Source organism: Pseudomonas sp. Sample_14, from assembly GCF_004307515.1.
Classification (GTDB): Bacteria; Pseudomonadota; Gammaproteobacteria; order Pseudomonadales; family Pseudomonadaceae; genus Aquipseudomonas; species Aquipseudomonas atacamensis.
In genome coordinates this window covers 61,070-78,356 of record NZ_RCOC01000044.1, presented here as the reverse complement: position 1 = coordinate 78,356, position 17,287 = coordinate 61,070, and the positions used below count along the sequence as shown (strand labels likewise).

Genomic DNA, 17,287 nt, shown 5'->3' with positions numbered 1-17,287 from the left:
TGTGGGAGCGAGCTTGCTCGCGAAAGCGGTGGGTCAGGCAACTACGATGGTGGCTGTGCCGACGCCTTCGCGAGCAAGCTCGCTCCCACAGGGATTCGCGTTCGAATGGTGAGGGGTGGCTGGACGCTGAAAAATTGTGGGAGCGAGCTTGCTCGCGAAAGCGGTGGGTCAGGCAACTACGATGGTGGCTGTGCCGACGCCTTCCCGAGCAGGCTCGCTCCCACAGGGATTTGTGGCCGGCGTGAGATAGCTTTCACAAGTTGTGCTTAAAGCCCACCGCAGAGCCTTGTAGGACGATCGAACAAGCGTTTCATCGGCTTGATGGCATTTTGGTTACTTTGTCAGTGCGTTCTTCCGCGCAATCAGTACAATCGCCGCATTTGCCCGACCGAGAATGGAAGCAGTACGGTTTCGGCTTGTCACGAGAACGTCCATGCTCATCGGCAGCTATTCCTTCACTTTGGTTTTCATCTCGTTGTGCGTGGCCATTCTGGCTTCCTACACGGCGCTCGATCTCACTGGGCGCATCGCCACGGCGAAAGGCCGGGCCGTGCATTTCTGGACGGCGGGCGGGGCGTTGGCGATGGGCGTTGGCGTCTGGTCGATGCATTTCATCGGCATGCTCGCCTTCAAATTGCCGATCGACCTGGGCTATGACTTCACCCTGACTGCGCTGTCGCTGCTGATCGCGGTGCTGTCCTGCGGTTTTGCGTTGTGGCTGGTCAGCCAACCGAAACTGCCACTGGCGCAACTGGCCTTCGGTGCGCTGATCATGGGGGCGGGCATCAGCGCCATGCACTACACCGGCATGGCCGCGCTGCGCATGACCCCGGGCATCGATTACGACCCGACGCTGTTCAGTGCCTCCCTGCTGATTGCCGTCGGCGCCTCGGCAGCGGCGTTGTGGATTGCCTTTCGCCTGCGCCAGCATTCGCCCTATGTGCGGCTGATTCGTGCCGGTGCGGCGGTGATCATGGGTGTGGCGATTGTTGGCATGCATTACACCGGCATGGCGGCGGCGCAGTTTCCTGATGGCAGTTTCTGCGGCGCGACGCTCAATGGCTTGAAGGGCAACGGCCTCGACAGTCTGGTCGTGGTCACCACGCTGGCGGTGCTGTCGATTGCCCTGTTGACCTCGATCCTCGACGCCCGCCTCGAAGCGCGCACGGCTGATCTAGCGCACTCGCTGACGGTGGCCAATCGCGAACTCACCCAATTGGCCTTGCACGATCCGCTGACCAGCCTGCCCAATCGCATGTTGCTCGACGACCGCATCAATCAGGCAATCAGAAAAGTTGAAGAGCAGGGCGGCTGCTTCGCCTTGATGTTCATCGACCTCGACGGCTTCAAACCGGTCAACGACGCATTCGGCCATCACATGGGCGACCAATTGCTGCGCGAAGTCGGCGCGCGTCTGCGTGAGGATTTGCGCAGCCAGGACACCCTGGCGCGGATCGGTGGCGATGAATTCGTGCTGCTGGTGCGTTTGAGCGAGCCCAATGACGCCTTGAGCCTGGCCGCGCGTCAGGTCGGCCTGATCGGTCGCACGTTCCGCGTCGCCGAGCATGATCTGCACATTTCCGCCAGTGTCGGTATTGCCCTGTATCCGGGCAACGGCGCCAACGCCCAGGAACTGCTGATGAACGCCGACGCCGCGATGTACCACGCCAAGGGCGGCGGCAAGAACGGCTACAGCTTCTTCGATGCGTCGATGAACACCAACGCGCGCAAACAACTGCAACTGTTGCAGGACCTGCGCGCGGCCATCGAGCACAACCAGTTCTGCCTGCATTACCAGCCCAAATTCGACGCCGCCAATGGCCGTCCGGTCGGTGCCGAAGCACTGCTGCGTTGGAAGCATCCGCTGCACGGCATGCTGATGCCGGACAAGTTCATCGATCTGGCGGAAAAAACCGGGCTGATCATTCCGATGGGCGAATGGGTGCTCAACGAAGCCTGCCGGCAGATGCGCGAATGGTACGTGCTCGGTTACACCGACTGGCGCATTGCCGTAAACCTCTCTGCCTTGCAGTTTTGTCATGCCGGGCTGGTGCAAAGCGTGGCCAAGGCGCTGGCGACCCACCACTTGCCGGCCAACAGCCTGACCCTGGAAATCACTGAAACCACAGCGATGAGCGACGCTGACGCGAGCATGACCGTGCTGCAAGAGCTGTCGGACATGGGCGTCGACCTGTCGATCGACGACTTCGGCACCGGTTATTCCAGCCTGATGTACCTCAAGCGCCTGCCGGCCAATGAGCTGAAGATCGACCGCGGTTTCGTCCGTGATCTGGAACATGACAGCGATGATGCGGCGATCGTCTCGGCGATTGTTGCGCTGGGGCAGGCCTTGGACTTGCGGATTGTCGCCGAGGGTGTCGAGACCGGCGCGCAACAGGATTTCCTGACCAAACTGGGCTGTGATTCGCTGCAGGGCTATCTGCTTGGCCACCCGATGCCGGCGGAGCGCTTCATGCAGGACATCGTGCGTGGGCAACGGCTGGCGGTGGTCTGACATACCGAGTCATCGTTCTTCGCGAGCAGGCTCGCTCCCACAGGTGATCGCATTCCCTTGTGGGAGCGAGCTTGCTCGCGAAGGCGCGCGAATAGGCGCCACATGCAAAACCCGCCAATCGCAGTTATTCTTCCCCCGACTGTTACGTGTGCACGTGGGGGAAGGCCAGCATGGATAAAGTCATTGTCATCACCGGTGGCGGGCGCGGAATCGGCGCGGCTACGGCATTGCTGGCAGCCGAACAGGGCTACCGGATCTGCATCAACTATCAGTCGGATGAACAGGCCGCACACAACGTACTAGAGCAGGTTCGCGCCTTGGGCGCCCAGGCCATCGCGGTCCGCGCCGATGTCAGCATCGAAGACGAAGTGATCGCGATGTTTCAGCGCGTCGACGCCGAACTGGGCCGGGTTACCGCGCTGGTCAACAACGCGGGCACCGTCGGGCAGAAGTCGCGGGTCGATGAAATGTCCGAATTCCGCATCCTCAAAATCATGAAAACCAACGTGCTGGCGCCGATCCTCTGCGCCAAGCACGCGATCCTGCGCATGTCGCCCAAACACGGCGGGCAGGGCGGCAGCATCGTCAACGTCTCCTCGGTCGCGGCACGCCTCGGTTCGCCGAACGAGTACGTTGATTACGCCGCATCCAAGGGTGCGCTCGACACGTTCACCATCGGTCTGTCGAAAGAAGTCGCAGGTGAGGGCATTCGCGTCAATGCCGTGCGTCCGGGCTACATCTACACCGACTTCCATGCCCTGAGCGGCGACCCGGATCGGGTCAGCAAGCTCGAATCGGCGATTCCCATGGCCCGGGGCGGGCGGCCGGATGAAGTGGCGGAGGCGATTGTCTGGTTGCTGTCGGACAAGGCTTCTTATGCGACCGGGACGTTTGTTGATTTGGGGGGTGGGCGTTAAGCCGGTGGATTTACGGTGTTAACGCCGGCCTCTTCGCGAGCAGGCTCGCTCCCACATTGGTTCTGTATTCACAAATCAACTGTGGGAGCGAGCCTGCTCGCGAAGGGGCCAGTTCCGACAACATCTATCCCTCAGAACGACCGCACAATCCGCCCCAAAGTCTCCATGGCCTTTTCCGATTCTTCGGTCCACGGGCTGCCGTAATTCAAGCGAATGCAATTCCTGAAGCGCTGGGTCGGTGAGAAAATCGGCCCCGGCGCGATGCTGATGCCTTGTGCCAGGGCCATCTGGAACAGCTTCAGCGAATCCATCTGCTCCGGCAATTCCAGCCACAGAAAGTAGCCGCCCGCCGGCTGGCTGACCCGGGTCTGCGCCGGAAAATACCTAGCAATTGCCGCGAGCATCGCGCTCTGCTGTTCTTCCAGGGCATAACGCAGTTTGCGCAGATGCCGATCGTAGCCGCCGTGTTGCAGATAATCGGCAATCGCCGCTTGCGCCGGCATCGAAGCGCACAGCGAGGTCATCAGCTTCAGTCGCTCGATCTTCTGCGCGAAACGCCCGGCCGCCACCCAGCCGATGCGGTAGCCGGGGGCGAGACTTTTGGCGAACGAGCCGCAATGCATGACCAATCCTTCGGTATCAAAAGCCTTGGCCGGTTTTGGCGCCTGTTGCCCGTAATAAAGCTCGGCGTAGACGTCGTCCTCGATCAGCGGCACCTGATGCTGACGCAGCAGTTCGACCAGTTCCTGTTTCTTCGCCTCGGGCACGGTCGCGCCCATCGGGTTCTGGAAACTGGTCATGCACCAGCAGGCCTTGATCGGATGGCGTTCCAGAGTTTGCGCGAGCACGCCGAGGTCGATGCCGTCACGCGGGTGCACGGGGATTTCCACGGCTTTGAGCTTCAGGCGCTCCAGCACTTGCAGGCACGCATAAAACGCCGGGGCCTCGATGGCCACCAGATCGCCGGGCTCGGTCACTGCTTGCAGGCACAGGTTCAGCGCTTCGAGAGCGCCGTTGGTGATGAGCAATTCTTCCATCGGCAACATCAGCCCGCCGACCATGTAGCGCAGGGCAATCTGCCGGCGCAGTTGCGGGTTGCCCGGCGACATATCGGTGACGACCATGCGCGGGTCCATCTCCCGCGCGGCGCTGGCCAGGGAGCGCGACAGGCGTTGCAGCGGGAACAGCGTCGGGCTGGGGAAGGCCGAACCGAACGGTACGGTGTTGGGGTCTTTGATCGAATCGAGTACCGAGAACACCAGTTCGCTGACGTCGACCTCGGTGGATTCGTTGACCTGACTGCTGATCACCGGCTCGGAAAATGTGCTCGGTGTATGGGCGTTGACGAAGTAACCGGAGCGCGGCCGGGCGCGGATCAGGCCGCGGCGTTCGAGCAGGTAATAGGCCTGGAACACCGTGGACGGGCTGACGCCGTAGGTCTGGCTGGCGTAGCGCACCGACGGCACCCGCTGGCCGGGGCCGAGGACGCCGGAGCGGATCAGTTCAGCGATGTCGTCGGCGAATTTTTCGTAGCGTTTCATCGGTGGGCCTTGGTGGACGTGATTTTGTGGGGTGTCAGGGAAGGAGCCCTCACCCTAGCCCTCTCCCAGAGGGAGAGGGGACTGATTGGGGGATGCTGATGAAATACGCCGACCTGACAGTGATTTGCCGAATCCATAATCGACTCGGTCTTTCAGGTCGATGCATAGCGACAGACACCTCGGTCGGCTCCCTCTCCCTCCGGGAGAGGGCTGGGGTGAGGGCAGCAGTGCCAGTTCCTCAACGATTCATCGGCGCCACAAACCGGCTCTTCGCCACGCTGTATACCTGCGGCTCGTCACTGTCTTCAATCCTGAAACTCAGCGTCTGCGAACTGCTCGCCGGGCGCTCGGTGGTCATCGCCACCGACACCGGCACATCGACAATCTCCCCGGGCGCCAGGCTCAATGCCGTTTTGCCCTGCAACCCAAACCCGTCGCCATCAACCAGACTCAACCGGTAATCCTGCCGTTGCTGAGTCTTGTTGATCACTTTCAGCGAATAAATGTTCTCGATCTGCCCCTGGGCGTTCTCACGAAACAGCCCGCGATCCTTGGTTACGTCCAGCGACACCATCGGTCGCTCGATCAATGCCAGCGCCAACGCGCCGATCATCAACAACAACACCGCCGTGTAGCCAATCAAACGCGGACGCAGCAGGTTGGTCTTGCCGCCCTGCAATTCGCGCTCGGAACTGTAGCGGATCAGGCCGCGCGGGTAATGCATTTTGTCCATGATCGAATCGCAGGCGTCGATGCATGCTGCGCAGCCGATGCATTCCATTTGCAAGCCATCGCGGATGTCGATGCCTGTCGGGCAAACCTGCACGCACAACTGGCAGTCGATGCAATCACCCAGGCCGGCTTCGACCGGGCGCACGTCACGCCTGCGCGGGCCGCGGTTTTCGCCGCGTGCGGCGTCGTAGGCAATGGTCAGCGTGTCCTTGTCGAACATCACACTCTGGAACCGCGCATACGGGCACATGTGCATGCACACCGCCTCACGCAGCCAACCGGCGTTGATGTAGGTGGCGGCGGCGAAGAACAGCACCCAGAACAGACTGACGCCACCGATCTGCAGGGTCAGCAGATCTTCGGCCAGCGGCCGGATCGGGGTGAAGTAGCCGACGAAGGTCAGGCCGGTCATCACGCTGATCGCCAGCCACAATGTGTGTTTGGCGGCACGCCGCGCCAGTTTGTTCAGGTTCCATGGCGCCGCTTGCAGTTTGATCCGCTGGTTGCGCTCGCCTTCGGTGATCTTCTCGCACCACATGAAGATCCACGTCCACGAACTCTGCGGGCAGGTGTAACCGCACCAGACGCGACCGGCAAACACGGTGATGGCGAAGAGTCCGAACGCGGCAATGATCAACAGCGCCGAGAGCAGAATGAAATCCTGCGGCCAGAACGTCGCGCCGAAGATGTGGAATTTGCTTTCCGCCAGATCCCACAGCACCGCCTGCCGACCGCCCCAGTTCAGCCACACGGTGCCGAAAAACAGCACGAACAGAGCGCCGGCGCCGCTCATACGCAGGTTGCGGAACAGGCCGGTGAAACTGCGGGTGTGGATTTTCTTGTCGGTGGATCCGGCAGTCGCCTTCAGTGGGCGCACGGGTACGCTTTTTATCGTTGGCGATGCTTCTACGGTTCGGACGGGGATTTGCTCGCTCATGTTCGTTCGCTCATCAGCCTCCATCAGGCCGATGCACTATGAGCGCCGATCTGTTTGCAGAACAGACTCAGGTTTGGCAATAAAAAGCGGATCAGATGAGGTTTGGCGCAATGCCTGCGACAACGTGAAGCAACCTGCCAGGCAAGGCGCAAACGCCTATTGCAGGCGTCTGCGACGGGTGTTGATCGAGATCAATCAAACCACCGAATCACTGTCATCGGCCTTCAGATGTTTGCGCCCGTCCTTGGCCCCGGCGACGGTCAAGGCATCGGCTTCTGCTTCGGTGATGTAGGTGCGTTTGCCTTCGATTTCCACGAACGACATGGCTTTGTCGCTATCGGTCAGGACTTCGAGGGTGTCGCAGATGCGAATTTCCTCACCATGCTCGACGGTAAAAAAACACACTTTCTGCTCGGGGTTGGATTCATCGATTCGAACGGGCATGGCGGCAGTCCTTGTTCCAGGGAGGTCTGCATATTAGGAAGCGCAGCGCGCCGATCGTTCTGCGCAACCGATTAATGGTCGCTGTTGTCCATCGCTTATCAAGCCAATAACAAGGGAGGCACGATGGAAGACTGGTGGGATGAAGTGTGGGCCACGATGCAAGCCGAGTTTGCCGATATCGGTGATGCCTCGCAAATGACCCGAATCACCGTACGCTTGGTGATGGCGGCGGTTCTCGGCGGGATACTCGGTTTCGAGCGCGAGCATAAAGGCAAGGCAGCGGGCGTGCGCACGCACATGCTGGTGGCATTGGGTGCTGCGCTATTCGTATTGGTGCCGCAGACCTCGGGCGCAGAATCCGATGCGATGAGTCGCGTATTGCAGGGCGTGATTGCCGGCATCGGCTTTCTCGGCGCCGGCACCATTCTGAAAAATCAACAGGGCGACGAGGCCCATGTCAAAGGCCTGACCACGGCGGCGGGCTTATGGATGACGGCGGCGATCGGCGTGGCGGCGGGGCTGGGCAAGGAAGCGACGGCATTGCTCAGTACCATTCTGGCACTGGCGATCTTCAGCGTGATGCCGTACGTGGTGAGAGTGTTCGAAAAGGATGTCGACAAGAATGACCACCTCTGACTCAGCGCCAACTGATGATCGTTTCCACGCTCCGCGTGGGAATGCTTCAACGGACGCTCCGCGTTCGGCTCTGGATGGGACGCAGAGCGTCCCGGGGTGCATTCCTTTGCTGCGCGTGGGAACGATCAAGGGGGCAGGGGTCAGACGATCACCGGCGGCATCGTGCTCGGTGGCTCTTCTTTCGGTGGTGGCGTGGTGCCTGGCGGCTCTTGCTCGGGCACCGGTGGCGGTTCGGTATCCGGCAGGGTGGGTTTGTCGATGTTCGGATCGGGCGTTTCCGCCGGGATCGGGATGCTCATCAGGTGACCTCCGTATGGCACATGGCGTGGGACGTGCTTAAGTGAGTTGACCCGGCCACGACAAATTCGATCCGCAGATTTGTCTTGTTAATTTCATCTGAACTTTTCCCCGCGCCGGTTGCTCGGAACCTAAGTGAGTTCATGACAGGGCCGGCGCTTTGTCGCGAATACTGTTCCGGCACAAGAGCGTCCTTGGGGCGTTAAGGAGAGATGCTCAATGACTGCTGAAAGACCTTCAGAGCTGAGTTACAACCCGCACATGCCGCTGTCGCAGGCGTTGCTGCTGCCACGTATCGTCATCGAAAACACCATGCCGACTCTCGACGGCGGCCAGTTCGCCGCCAAATCGATTGCCGGGCGCGAAGTGGTGGTGACCAGCAAAGTCTTTGCCGACGGCCATGACAAGCTCGCCGTGCGCATCCGCTGGCGCGAGGAAGGCCAGGAAACCTGGCAGACCGACGTCATGTCCGATCAGGGCAACAACACCTGGCAAGGCCAGTTCCGCCCCGAAGAGCAGGGCCGCTACCTGTATTGCATCGAAGCGTGGATCGACCATTTCGCCAGCTTCCAGTACGAACTGGAAAAGAAGCACAGCGCGGCGGTGCCGGTTTCTCTGGAGCTGCAGGAAGGCCGCACGATGGTGCAACAGGCCGCCGAACGCAGCGAAGGCCAGCTCAGCGAGCAGCTCGCGGCGCTGCACCATGAATTGTCGGGCCTGCTCGAAACCGAGCAGGTCGCACTATTTCTGCACTCGCGCAGTGCAGAGCTGATGGCTCAGGCCGATCACCGCGCCTACCTCAGCGTCAGCGCCGAATTCCCCATGGACGTCGAGCGCGAACTGGCCGAGTTCGCCAGTTGGTATGAGCTGTTTCCGCGCTCGATCACCGACGATCCCCAGCGTCACGGCACTTTCAACGATGTGCATTCGCGTCTGCCGATGATTCAGGACATGGGCTTCGACGTGCTGTATTTCACGCCGATTCACCCGATCGGCCGCGCCCACCGCAAGGGCCGCAACAATTCCCTCACCGCCGGCCCGGACGATCCCGGCAGTCCGTATGCGATCGGCAGCGAGGAGGGTGGCCACGAAGCGATTCACTCGCAACTCGGCACCCGTGAAGATTTCCACCGTTTGGTGGCTGCCGCCGCCGACCATGGCCTGGAAATCGCGCTCGACTTCGCTATCCAGTGTTCCCAGGATCACCCATGGCTCAAGGAGCATCCGGGCTGGTTCAACTGGCGCCCGGACGGCACGATCAAATACGCCGAAAACCCGCCGAAGAAATACCAGGACATCGTCAACGTCGATTTCTATGCGCCGGACGCGATTCCGAGCCTCTGGGTCGAGTTGCGCGACATCGTCGTCGGCTGGGTCAAGGAAGGCGTGAAGATCTTCCGCGTCGACAACCCGCACACCAAACCGCTGCCGTTCTGGCAATGGCTGATCGCCGATGTGCGCACGCTGTATCCGGAAGTGATCTTCCTCGCCGAGGCCTTCACCACGCCGGCGATGATGGCGCGTCTGGGCAAGGTCGGGTATTCGCAGAGCTACACCTATTTCACCTGGCGCAATACCAAGGCCGAGCTGGCGGAATACTTCACCGAGCTGAACCAGTCGCCGTGGCGCGAATGCTACCGGCCGAATTTCTTCGTCAATACCCCGGACATCAACCCGGCGTTTTTGCATGAGTCGGGGCGTCCCGGTTTCCTCATTCGCGCGGCGCTGGCGACTATGGGTTCGGGGCTGTGGGGGATGTATTCCGGTTTCGAATTGTGCGAATCGGCGCCGGTGCCAGGCAAAGAGGAATACCTGGATTCGGAGAAATACGAGATCCGCGTCCGCGACTTCACCGCGCCGGGCAACATCATTGCGGAGATCGCTCAGCTCAACCGCATCCGCCGGCAGAACCCGGCGCTGCACACGCATCTGGGGCTGAAAATCTACAACGCCTGGAACGACAACATTCTGTACTTCGGCAAGCGCAGCGCCGATGGCAGCAATTTCATTCTGGTCGCGGTCAGCCTCGATCCGCATAACGTGCAGGAAGCGAATTTCGAACTGCCGCTGTGGGAAATGGGCCTGCCGGACGATGCCACCACCCATGGCGAAGATTTGATGAACGGCCATCGCTGGGACTGGCACGGCAAATATCAGTTCATGCGCATTGACCCGGCGTATCAGCCGTTCGGGATTTGGCGGATTTCAGCTTCGTAACATTGGCACCGCCTCCGTGGCGAGGGGATTTATCCCCGTTGGGGCGCGCAGCGGCCCCTTTTTTCAAGCTGCACCGCGTTAACAATTTGCGACTGCTGCGCAGCCGAACGGGGATAAATCCCCTCGCCACAGGGGCTCACCACTGCGAGTCCCTCGGTGTATCAGAGAATTTTTCAGGAGTTCCACATGGCGAAGAAACCCAAGGCAGCCGCCTTCATCAAAGACCCGCTCTGGTACAAGGACGCGGTGATCTATCAGGTTCACGTCAAATCGTTTTTCGACTCCAACAATGACGGGATCGGCGACTTTCCCGGGCTTATCGCCAAACTCGATTACATTGCCGACCTGGGCGTCAATACCATCTGGCTGCTGCCGTTCTATCCCTCGCCACGTCGCGACGACGGTTACGACATCGCCGAATACCGTGGCGTGCACAGCGACTACGGGACCATGGCCGACGCCAAGCGCTTCATTGCCGAAGCGCACAAGCGCGGTCTGCGGGTAATCACCGAGCTGGTCATCAATCACACCTCCGACCAGCACCCGTGGTTCCAGCGTGCGCGTAAAGCCAAGCCGGGTTCGGCGGCGCGGGATTTCTACGTCTGGTCCGATGACGACCAGAAATACGACGGCACGCGAATCATCTTCCTCGACACCGAAAAGTCCAACTGGACTTGGGACCCGGTCGCCGGTCAGTACTTCTGGCACCGCTTCTATTCGCACCAGCCGGATCTGAACTTCGATAACCCGCAAGTGATGAAAGCCGTGTTGTCGGTGATGCGCTACTGGCTGGACATGGGCATCGACGGCCTGCGCCTTGACGCGATTCCGTACCTGATCGAGCGCGACGGCACCAACAACGAAAACCTGCCCGAGACCCACGACGTCCTCAAGCAGATCCGTGCCGAGATCGACGCCAACTACCCCGACCGGATGCTGCTGGCCGAGGCCAATCAGTGGCCGGAAGACACTCAGCTGTATTTCGGTGACACCGATGCCGCTGGGGTCAATGGCGACGAATGCCACATGGCCTTCCACTTCCCGCTGATGCCGCGCATGTACATGGCGCTGGCGCAGGAAGATCGCTTCCCGATCACCGACATTCTCCGGCAGACCCCGGAAATTCCGGCGAATTGCCAGTGGGCGATTTTCCTGCGCAACCACGATGAGCTGACCCTGGAAATGGTCACCGACCGTGAGCGCGATTACCTGTGGAATTATTACGCGGCTGACCGTCGCGCGCGGATCAACCTCGGTATTCGCCGTCGTCTCGCACCGTTGATGGAACGCGACCGTCGCCGCATCGAACTGCTCAACAGCCTGCTGCTGTCGATGCCCGGCACGCCGACCCTGTATTACGGCGACGAAATCGGTATGGGCGACAACATCTACCTCGGCGACCGCGACGGCGTGCGTACGCCGATGCAGTGGTCGATCGACCGCAACGGCGGTTTCTCCCGCGCCGATCCGGCCAGTCTGGTACTGCCGCCGATCATGGATCCGCAGTATGGCTATCAGTCGGTCAACGTCGAAACCCAGTCGGGCGATCCGCATTCGCTGTTGAACTGGACGCGGCGCCTGCTGGCCGTGCGCAAGCAATCGAAAGCCTTCGGCCGTGGTACGTTGAAAATGCTCTCGCCGGCCAACCGTCGCGTGCTGGCTTATACCCGCGAATACACCGATGCCGACGGCAAGCACGAAATCATCCTGTGCGTGGCCAACGTCTCGCGCAGTGCGCAAGCAGTGGAGCTGGATCTGTCGGCGTATGTCGGCATGGTGCCGGTGGAAATGCTCGGCGGTAACGCGTTCCCGCCGATCGGTCAGTTGAATTTCCTTCTGACCCTGGCGCCGTACGGCTTCTATTGGTTCGCGCTGGCAGCGGAGAACCAGATGCCGAGCTGGCACGTCGAGCCGGCGCAGAGCCTGCCGGACTTCACCACGCTGGTGCTGAAAAAACGCATGGAAGAATTGCTCGAAGCGCCGTCGCGTACGACGCTGGAGCAAAGCATTCTGCCGAGCTGGCTGCAGAACCGTCGCTGGTTCGCCGGCAAGGACGCGGCGATCGAGAAGGTCAATCTGGCTTATGGCGTGCGTTTCGGTGATGCCCAGCATCCAGTGCTGCTCAGCGAAATCGAAGTCACCAGCGGTGGCCAGACCAACCGTTATCAACTGCCGTTCGGCTTCATTGCCGAAGACCATGTCGGCCCGCCGTTGCCGCAGCAATTGGCGCTATCGCGTGTACGCCGTGTGCGTCAGGTCGGCCTGATTACCGATGCGTTCAGTCTGGAAACCTTCGTCCGCGCCGTTCTGCAAGGCATGCAGAACAACACCATACTGGAGTCGATCGAAGGCGAAATCCGCTTCGAACAGACAGATCATCTGGAAAAGCTCGGCCTCGGCGCCGAGTCGGATGTGCGCTACCTGTCGGCCGAGCAATCGAACAGCTCCGTGGTTGTTGGCAACAGCCTGGTGCTTAAGCTGATACGCAAAGTGGCTTCTGGCGTACACCCGGAACTGGAGATGAGCGCTTACCTGACCGAGGCCGGGTTTGCCAATATCTCGCCACTGCTGGGTTCGGTGATTCGCCGCGATGCTCTGGGTGAAGACAATCTGCTGATGATCGCCCAAGGCTATCTGAGCAATCAGGGCGACGCGTGGGAATGGACGCAGAACAACCTTGAACGGGCGCTGCGTGATGAACTGGCCGACGCCATGTCCGAGCAGGAGCAGCATTACAACGCCCTCGGCGAGCTGAAGGACTTCGCCGGCATGCTCGGCCAACGTCTGGGCGAGATGCATCAGGTGCTCGCTGCGCCAACCGACAACGCGGACTTTGCGCCGCAAGTGTCGTCGAGCAAGGACATGGCCGCGACGGCCAGGGATGTCACCGCCCAGGTCGAACATGCCTTGAAACTGCTCAAGCAGCATCAAGGCGAGTTGAACGCGGCGGACCAGAAACTGGTCAAGCGTCTGCTCGACGAGAAAAAAACCATTCTTGCCCATGTGCAGGATCTGGCGAAGAAAGCCACTGGCGGCTTGCGCATCCGGGTGCATGGCGACTTGCATTTGGGTCAGGTGCTGGTGATCAAGGGCGATGCCTACCTGATCGACTTCGAGGGCGAACCGGCGCGGCCGTTGAGTGAGCGTCGCGGCAAGCACAGCCCGTACAAGGATGTCAGCGGCGTACTGCGTTCGTTCGATTACGCAGCGGCGATGACCATCAACGTACACAACGTTGATAACAGCACCGAAGCCGAAGCGGCGCGTAAACGGGTCGCCGAGCGTTATCTGCGCGAAGCACGCGAGGCATTTGTCCAGGCATACCGCGAGGCAGCAGCTAGTCTTGAGCATGCCTGGCAGGATCCTCAGGGTGCCGACGCCGCGCTGGCGTTGTTTGGCCTGGAAAAAGCCGCTTATGAAGTGGCCTACGAGGCGGAAAACCGCCCAACGTGGCTGCCCGTGCCATTGCACGGCTTGTATGGATTATTGACAGGGCTTAAACCCTTTTCCGATCTTGGTGGAGAGTAGTCATGAGTTTCTCGAACAAGGAACAGGGTGTGGTAAAGGAAGCATTGTTACCCTCGGCACGCGACATTGATGCCTTGGTACGCGCCGAACATCAGGACCCGTTTTCCATTCTCGGTCCGCACGGCGATGGCGCTGGTGGGCAATTCATCCGCGCTTATCTGCCCGGTGCGCTGAGTGTGGCGGTGCTGGACAAGGACAGCGGCGAAGAGCTTGGCCCGCTGGAGATGACCGAGACGCCGGGGCTGTTTGTCGGCCATTTCGATCAGGCGCGACCGTACCTGTTGCGCACGCGCTGGGCCGGTGGCGAGCAGGTCGCCGAAGATCCGTACAGCTTTGGTCAGCTGCTGGGCGAAATGGATTTGTATCTGTTCGCCGAAGGCAATCACCGTGACCTTAGCGCTTGCCTCGGTGCACAGCTGAAAACCGTTGATGGCGTTGACGGCGTGCGCTTTGCCGTGTGGGCGCCGAATGCCCGCCGTGTCTCGGTGGTCGGCGATTTCAACGTCTGGGACGGTCGCCGTCACCCAATGCGCCTGCGCCATCCTTCGGGCGTGTGGGAGTTGTTCATCCCTCGCCTGCAAGCGGGGGAGTTGTACAAATACGAAATCCTCGGCGCTCACGGCATTCTGCCGCTCAAGGCCGACCCGATGGCGCTGGCCACCAGCCTGCCACCGGATACCGCCTCGAAAGTCGCCTCGCCGTTGCAAATCGACTGGCAGGATCACGAGTGGATGAATTCCCGTCAGGATCGCCAGCAGCGCTCCAAACCTTTGTCGATCTACGAGTTGCACGCCGGCTCCTGGCAGTGCGAGCTGGATGATCTCGGCGAAGTCGCGCGCCAGTACACCTGGCCGGAACTGGCCGAGCGGCTGATTCCTTATGTGAAAGAGCTGGGATTCACCCACATCGAATTGATGCCGATCATGGAGCACCCGTTCGGTGGTTCCTGGGGTTACCAGTTGCTTTCGCAGTTCGCGCCGAGCGCACGTTACGGCACACCGGATCAGTTCGCCGCGTTCGTCAACGCCTGTCACCAGGCCGACATCGGGGTGATTCTCGACTGGGTACCGGCGCATTTCCCCACCGATACCCATGGCTTGGCGCAGTTCGACGGCACCGCGCTGTACGAGTACGGCAATCCGCTGGAAGGCTTCCATCAGGATTGGGACACGCTGATCTACAACCTCGGTCGCACCGAAGTGCACGGTTACATGCTGGCCTCGGCGCTGCACTGGCTGAAACACTTCCATATCGACGGCCTGCGTGTCGATGCGGTGGCCTCGATGCTGTATCGCGATTATTCGCGCAAGGCTGGCGAATGGGTGCCGAACCGCCACGGTGGTCGGGAGAATCTGGAGGCCATCGACTTCCTGCGTCATTTGAACGACGTGGTTGAACTGGAAGCGCCGGGTGCGCTGGTGATCGCCGAAGAGTCCACCGCATGGCCGGGCGTCAGCCAGAGCACCCAGCAGGGCGGCCTGGGCTTTTCCTACAAATGGAACATGGGCTGGATGCACGATTCGCTGCACTACATCCAGCAGGACCCGGTGTACCGCGCCCATCACCACAACGAGTTGAGCTTTGGTCTGGTCTATGCCTGGTCGGAACGCTTCATCCTGCCGATTTCCCACGACGAAGTGGTGCACGGCAAGCACTCGCTGATCGACAAGATGCCCGGCGACCGCTGGCAGAAGTTCGCCAACCTGCGCGCTTATCTGAGCTTCATGTGGACGCACCCGGGCAAGAAATTGCTGTTCATGGGCTGCGAGTTTGGCCAGTGGCGCGAGTGGAACCACGATCAGCAGCTGGACTGGTACCTGCTGCAGTATTCCGAGCACAAAGGCGTGCAGAAACTGGTTGGCGATCTCAACCGGCTGTATCGCGAAGAGCCGGCGCTGCACGATCAGGACGACGCGCCGCAAGGCTTCCAGTGGTTGATTGGCGATGATGCGATCAACAGCGTTTACGCATGGCTACGCTGGAGCAAGGACGGCTCGCCGGTTTTGGTCGTCGCCAACTTCACACCGGTACCGCGCCAGGCGTATCGGGTCGGCGTGCCGTTTGCCGGGCGCTGGACCGAGCTGTTCAACAGTGACGCCGACATTTACGCCGGCTCCAACTATGGCAATGGTGGCGGGGCATTGACCGATGAAGTACCGAGTCATGGTCAATCGTTGTCGCTGGAACTGAATCTTCCGCCGTTGGCGGTGTTGATTCTCAAGCCGCAGGGCTAGCAGCTGTGGGAGCGAGCCTGCTCGCGAAGGCGCCATGTCAGTCAACAATGATGTTGAGGGTGGCACCGTTTTCGCGAGCAGGCTCGCTCCCACAAGGTTCTTCAGCGTTCAGCAGATCACCAGCGCATCCGCACGCCAAGGCTGCCGATGATCCCGTTCAGGTCATTGTCATCCACATCGCTGCTGTAATCGGCGCTCATGTACAGGCTTACCGCCGGTGTGACCCGCGCCACCAGTCCCAAACCCAATTCCACTGTTGAAGACTTGCGGCTGCTGCTGATCTTGTCGACCTGATCGAGCGTCACCGTGCTGCCGGTGTAAACGGTGTGCCAAAGGTTGGTGCGCACGTAGGGTTCGACAGGCAACCCGTTCAAGTCATAACTGCCTTTCAACCGCGCACCGACGCGGCCACTCCACGCGGTCAGGTCGGTGGAAGAGGCATTGCCCGAGCCGGCGTACGGAGCGTCGAGACTGATGCGCTGGTTGATCAGTTGTGCCTGCGGCTCGACCACCCAGTTTTCACTCAAGCCGATCGGGTAACCGCCTTCGACGGAAAAGGTCATCGCATTGCCTTCGGTGGCTTGCCGATTACCTTGCGCAGTGCGACTGAAGCCGCTGACCCGACCGCCGCTGGCCGACAGGTCGACGTGCCAGCCTTGCGCACCCACCAGACTGTAATAGGCGCCGAGGCTCTGGCCTTGCAGGTTGAGGCTGTCAGTGTTGCGGTCGGCGAGGGCACGTCGGGTCAGCGCACCATCGGCATTCAGCTGGACCTGATTGTCGCCACCTATAAGACCAAGGGTCTGAGTGGTCCCGTTAGCGCTTTTCAACGTGACTACGGCCGGACCTTTGAACTCACCAGCGGCCATCGCATAACCGGATGAAAGTGCGTCGGTCTGTGCTTGCCGAGCGCTTTTGCCGTACAGCTCGTCCCAGGCAGATGGGGCAAGATCCTCAGTGATCAGGCGCGAACTCTGCTGACTCAATGGCAGCGGTCCGGGTGTTATCACGGTTGCTGGCAGGGTCAGCACCGGTACGTCGGCGTGATACCACGCGGGTTCGTCCGCCGCAGATCCCGCATGCGCCTCCATGGACGAGCACAGCAGCAGTGAACCTGACACTGTGCAAAGAGTGATTTTCAGTTCGTGTGGGGTCAGTGAAGTTTTCATGGAGGTCTACCTTGCAAGCGCATGCGTCATCTCGTGTTTGGCGCCTCTCCTACCCCGAACGAGGGGCGACCGAATAGAGCGGGGCGAACCGCGGCTGCTCGATTTCGCGAGTGCCGGAAG

The 17,287-nt window shown here is 60.7% G+C and carries 11 protein-coding genes; 6 read left to right on the top strand and 5 right to left on the bottom strand.

Translation table 11 applies throughout. The annotated features are described in order from the left end of the window. The first annotated feature begins 433 nt into the window (after window positions 1–433). Both D8U61_RS10555 and D8U61_RS10550 read left to right on the top strand, forming a co-directional pair. The gene (locus D8U61_RS10555; RefSeq protein WP_125926888.1) at window positions 434–2,515 is read left to right on the top strand and encodes an EAL domain-containing protein; all 2,082 of its coding nucleotides are present in this window, start codon (window positions 434–436) and stop codon (window positions 2,513–2,515) included. 170 nt (window positions 2,516–2,685) lie between these two features. Further along, window positions 2,686–3,432, top strand: coding sequence for an SDR family oxidoreductase (locus tag D8U61_RS10550; protein ID WP_123442552.1), 747 nt, complete (start codon window positions 2,686–2,688; stop codon window positions 3,430–3,432). A 131-nt stretch (window positions 3,433–3,563) separates the two neighbouring features. Here the strand turns inward: D8U61_RS10550 and mapR are convergent, their stop codons facing one another. The 3 genes from mapR to D8U61_RS10530 all read right to left on the bottom strand — a co-directional run bounded on the left by mapR (window position 3,564) and on the right by D8U61_RS10530 (window position 7,086). Beyond that, on the bottom strand, window positions 3,564–4,973 hold the full coding sequence (gene mapR / locus D8U61_RS10540) for a GntR family transcriptional regulator MpaR (protein WP_125916197.1): 1,410 nt from the start codon (window positions 4,971–4,973) through the stop codon (window positions 3,564–3,566). A gap of 238 nt (window positions 4,974–5,211) precedes the next feature. After that, window positions 5,212–6,642: a cytochrome c oxidase accessory protein CcoG gene (ccoG, locus tag D8U61_RS10535; RefSeq protein ID WP_130926883.1), complete on the bottom strand. Its 1,431-nt coding sequence runs from the start codon at window positions 6,640–6,642 to the stop codon at window positions 5,212–5,214. A gap of 195 nt (window positions 6,643–6,837) precedes the next feature. Then, window positions 6,838–7,086 (bottom strand): DUF3203 family protein, encoded by a 249-nt coding sequence (locus tag D8U61_RS10530; protein ID WP_016774630.1) that lies wholly within the window; start codon window positions 7,084–7,086, stop codon window positions 6,838–6,840. 123 nt (window positions 7,087–7,209) lie between these two features. On the opposite strand from D8U61_RS10530, the gene D8U61_RS10525 reads away from it, so the two are divergent. Next, window positions 7,210–7,722, top strand: a complete 513-nt coding sequence (locus tag D8U61_RS10525; protein ID WP_122698345.1) for an MgtC/SapB family protein — start codon at window positions 7,210–7,212, stop codon at window positions 7,720–7,722. Between the two features lie 140 nt (window positions 7,723–7,862). Here D8U61_RS10525 and D8U61_RS27790 read toward each other — a convergent pair whose 3' ends face one another. Then, window positions 7,863–8,021 (bottom strand): hypothetical protein, encoded by a 159-nt coding sequence (locus D8U61_RS27790; protein WP_163012245.1) that lies wholly within the window; start codon window positions 8,019–8,021, stop codon window positions 7,863–7,865. Between the two features lie 217 nt (window positions 8,022–8,238). Between D8U61_RS27790 and D8U61_RS10520 the strand changes: the two genes are divergently transcribed. From D8U61_RS10520 to glgB, 3 genes are all read left to right on the top strand, one after another. Further along, window positions 8,239–10,236, top strand: a complete 1,998-nt coding sequence (locus D8U61_RS10520; protein WP_130926882.1) for an alpha-1,4-glucan--maltose-1-phosphate maltosyltransferase — start codon at window positions 8,239–8,241, stop codon at window positions 10,234–10,236. 186 nt (window positions 10,237–10,422) lie between these two features. Next, entirely contained in the window at window positions 10,423–13,764 is a 3,342-nt protein-coding gene (treS, locus tag D8U61_RS10515; RefSeq protein ID WP_130926881.1) for a maltose alpha-D-glucosyltransferase, read from the top strand. A 2-nt stretch (window positions 13,765–13,766) separates the two neighbouring features. Next, on the top strand, window positions 13,767–15,998 hold the full coding sequence (gene glgB, locus D8U61_RS10510) for a 1,4-alpha-glucan branching protein GlgB (protein WP_125926885.1): 2,232 nt from the start codon (window positions 13,767–13,769) through the stop codon (window positions 15,996–15,998). A 116-nt stretch (window positions 15,999–16,114) separates the two neighbouring features. Here glgB and D8U61_RS10505 read toward each other — a convergent pair whose 3' ends face one another. Then, window positions 16,115–17,167, bottom strand: a complete 1,053-nt coding sequence (locus tag D8U61_RS10505; protein WP_123442548.1) for an autotransporter outer membrane beta-barrel domain-containing protein — start codon at window positions 17,165–17,167, stop codon at window positions 16,115–16,117. Window positions 17,168–17,287 lie beyond the last annotated feature (120 nt).

Coding starts and splice junctions, on each gene's coding strand:
- D8U61_RS10555 (WP_125926888.1), top strand. CDS start 434: ATGCTCATCGGCAGCTATTCCTTCACTTTGGTTTTCATCTCGTTGTGC.
- mapR (WP_125916197.1), bottom strand. CDS start 4,973: ATGAAACGCTACGAAAAATTCGCCGACGACATCGCTGAACTGATCCGC.
- D8U61_RS27790 (WP_163012245.1), bottom strand. CDS start 8,021: ATGAGCATCCCGATCCCGGCGGAAACGCCCGATCCGAACATCGACAAA.
- glgB (WP_125926885.1), top strand. CDS start 13,767: ATGAGTTTCTCGAACAAGGAACAGGGTGTGGTAAAGGAAGCATTGTTA.
- D8U61_RS10550 (WP_123442552.1), top strand. CDS start 2,686: ATGGATAAAGTCATTGTCATCACCGGTGGCGGGCGCGGAATCGGCGCG.
- D8U61_RS10525 (WP_122698345.1), top strand. CDS start 7,210: ATGGAAGACTGGTGGGATGAAGTGTGGGCCACGATGCAAGCCGAGTTT.
- treS (WP_130926881.1), top strand. CDS start 10,423: ATGGCGAAGAAACCCAAGGCAGCCGCCTTCATCAAAGACCCGCTCTGG.
- ccoG (WP_130926883.1), bottom strand. CDS start 6,642: ATGAGCGAGCAAATCCCCGTCCGAACCGTAGAAGCATCGCCAACGATA.
- D8U61_RS10530 (WP_016774630.1), bottom strand. CDS start 7,086: ATGCCCGTTCGAATCGATGAATCCAACCCCGAGCAGAAAGTGTGTTTT.
- D8U61_RS10505 (WP_123442548.1), bottom strand. CDS start 17,167: ATGAAAACTTCACTGACCCCACACGAACTGAAAATCACTCTTTGCACA.
- D8U61_RS10520 (WP_130926882.1), top strand. CDS start 8,239: ATGACTGCTGAAAGACCTTCAGAGCTGAGTTACAACCCGCACATGCCG.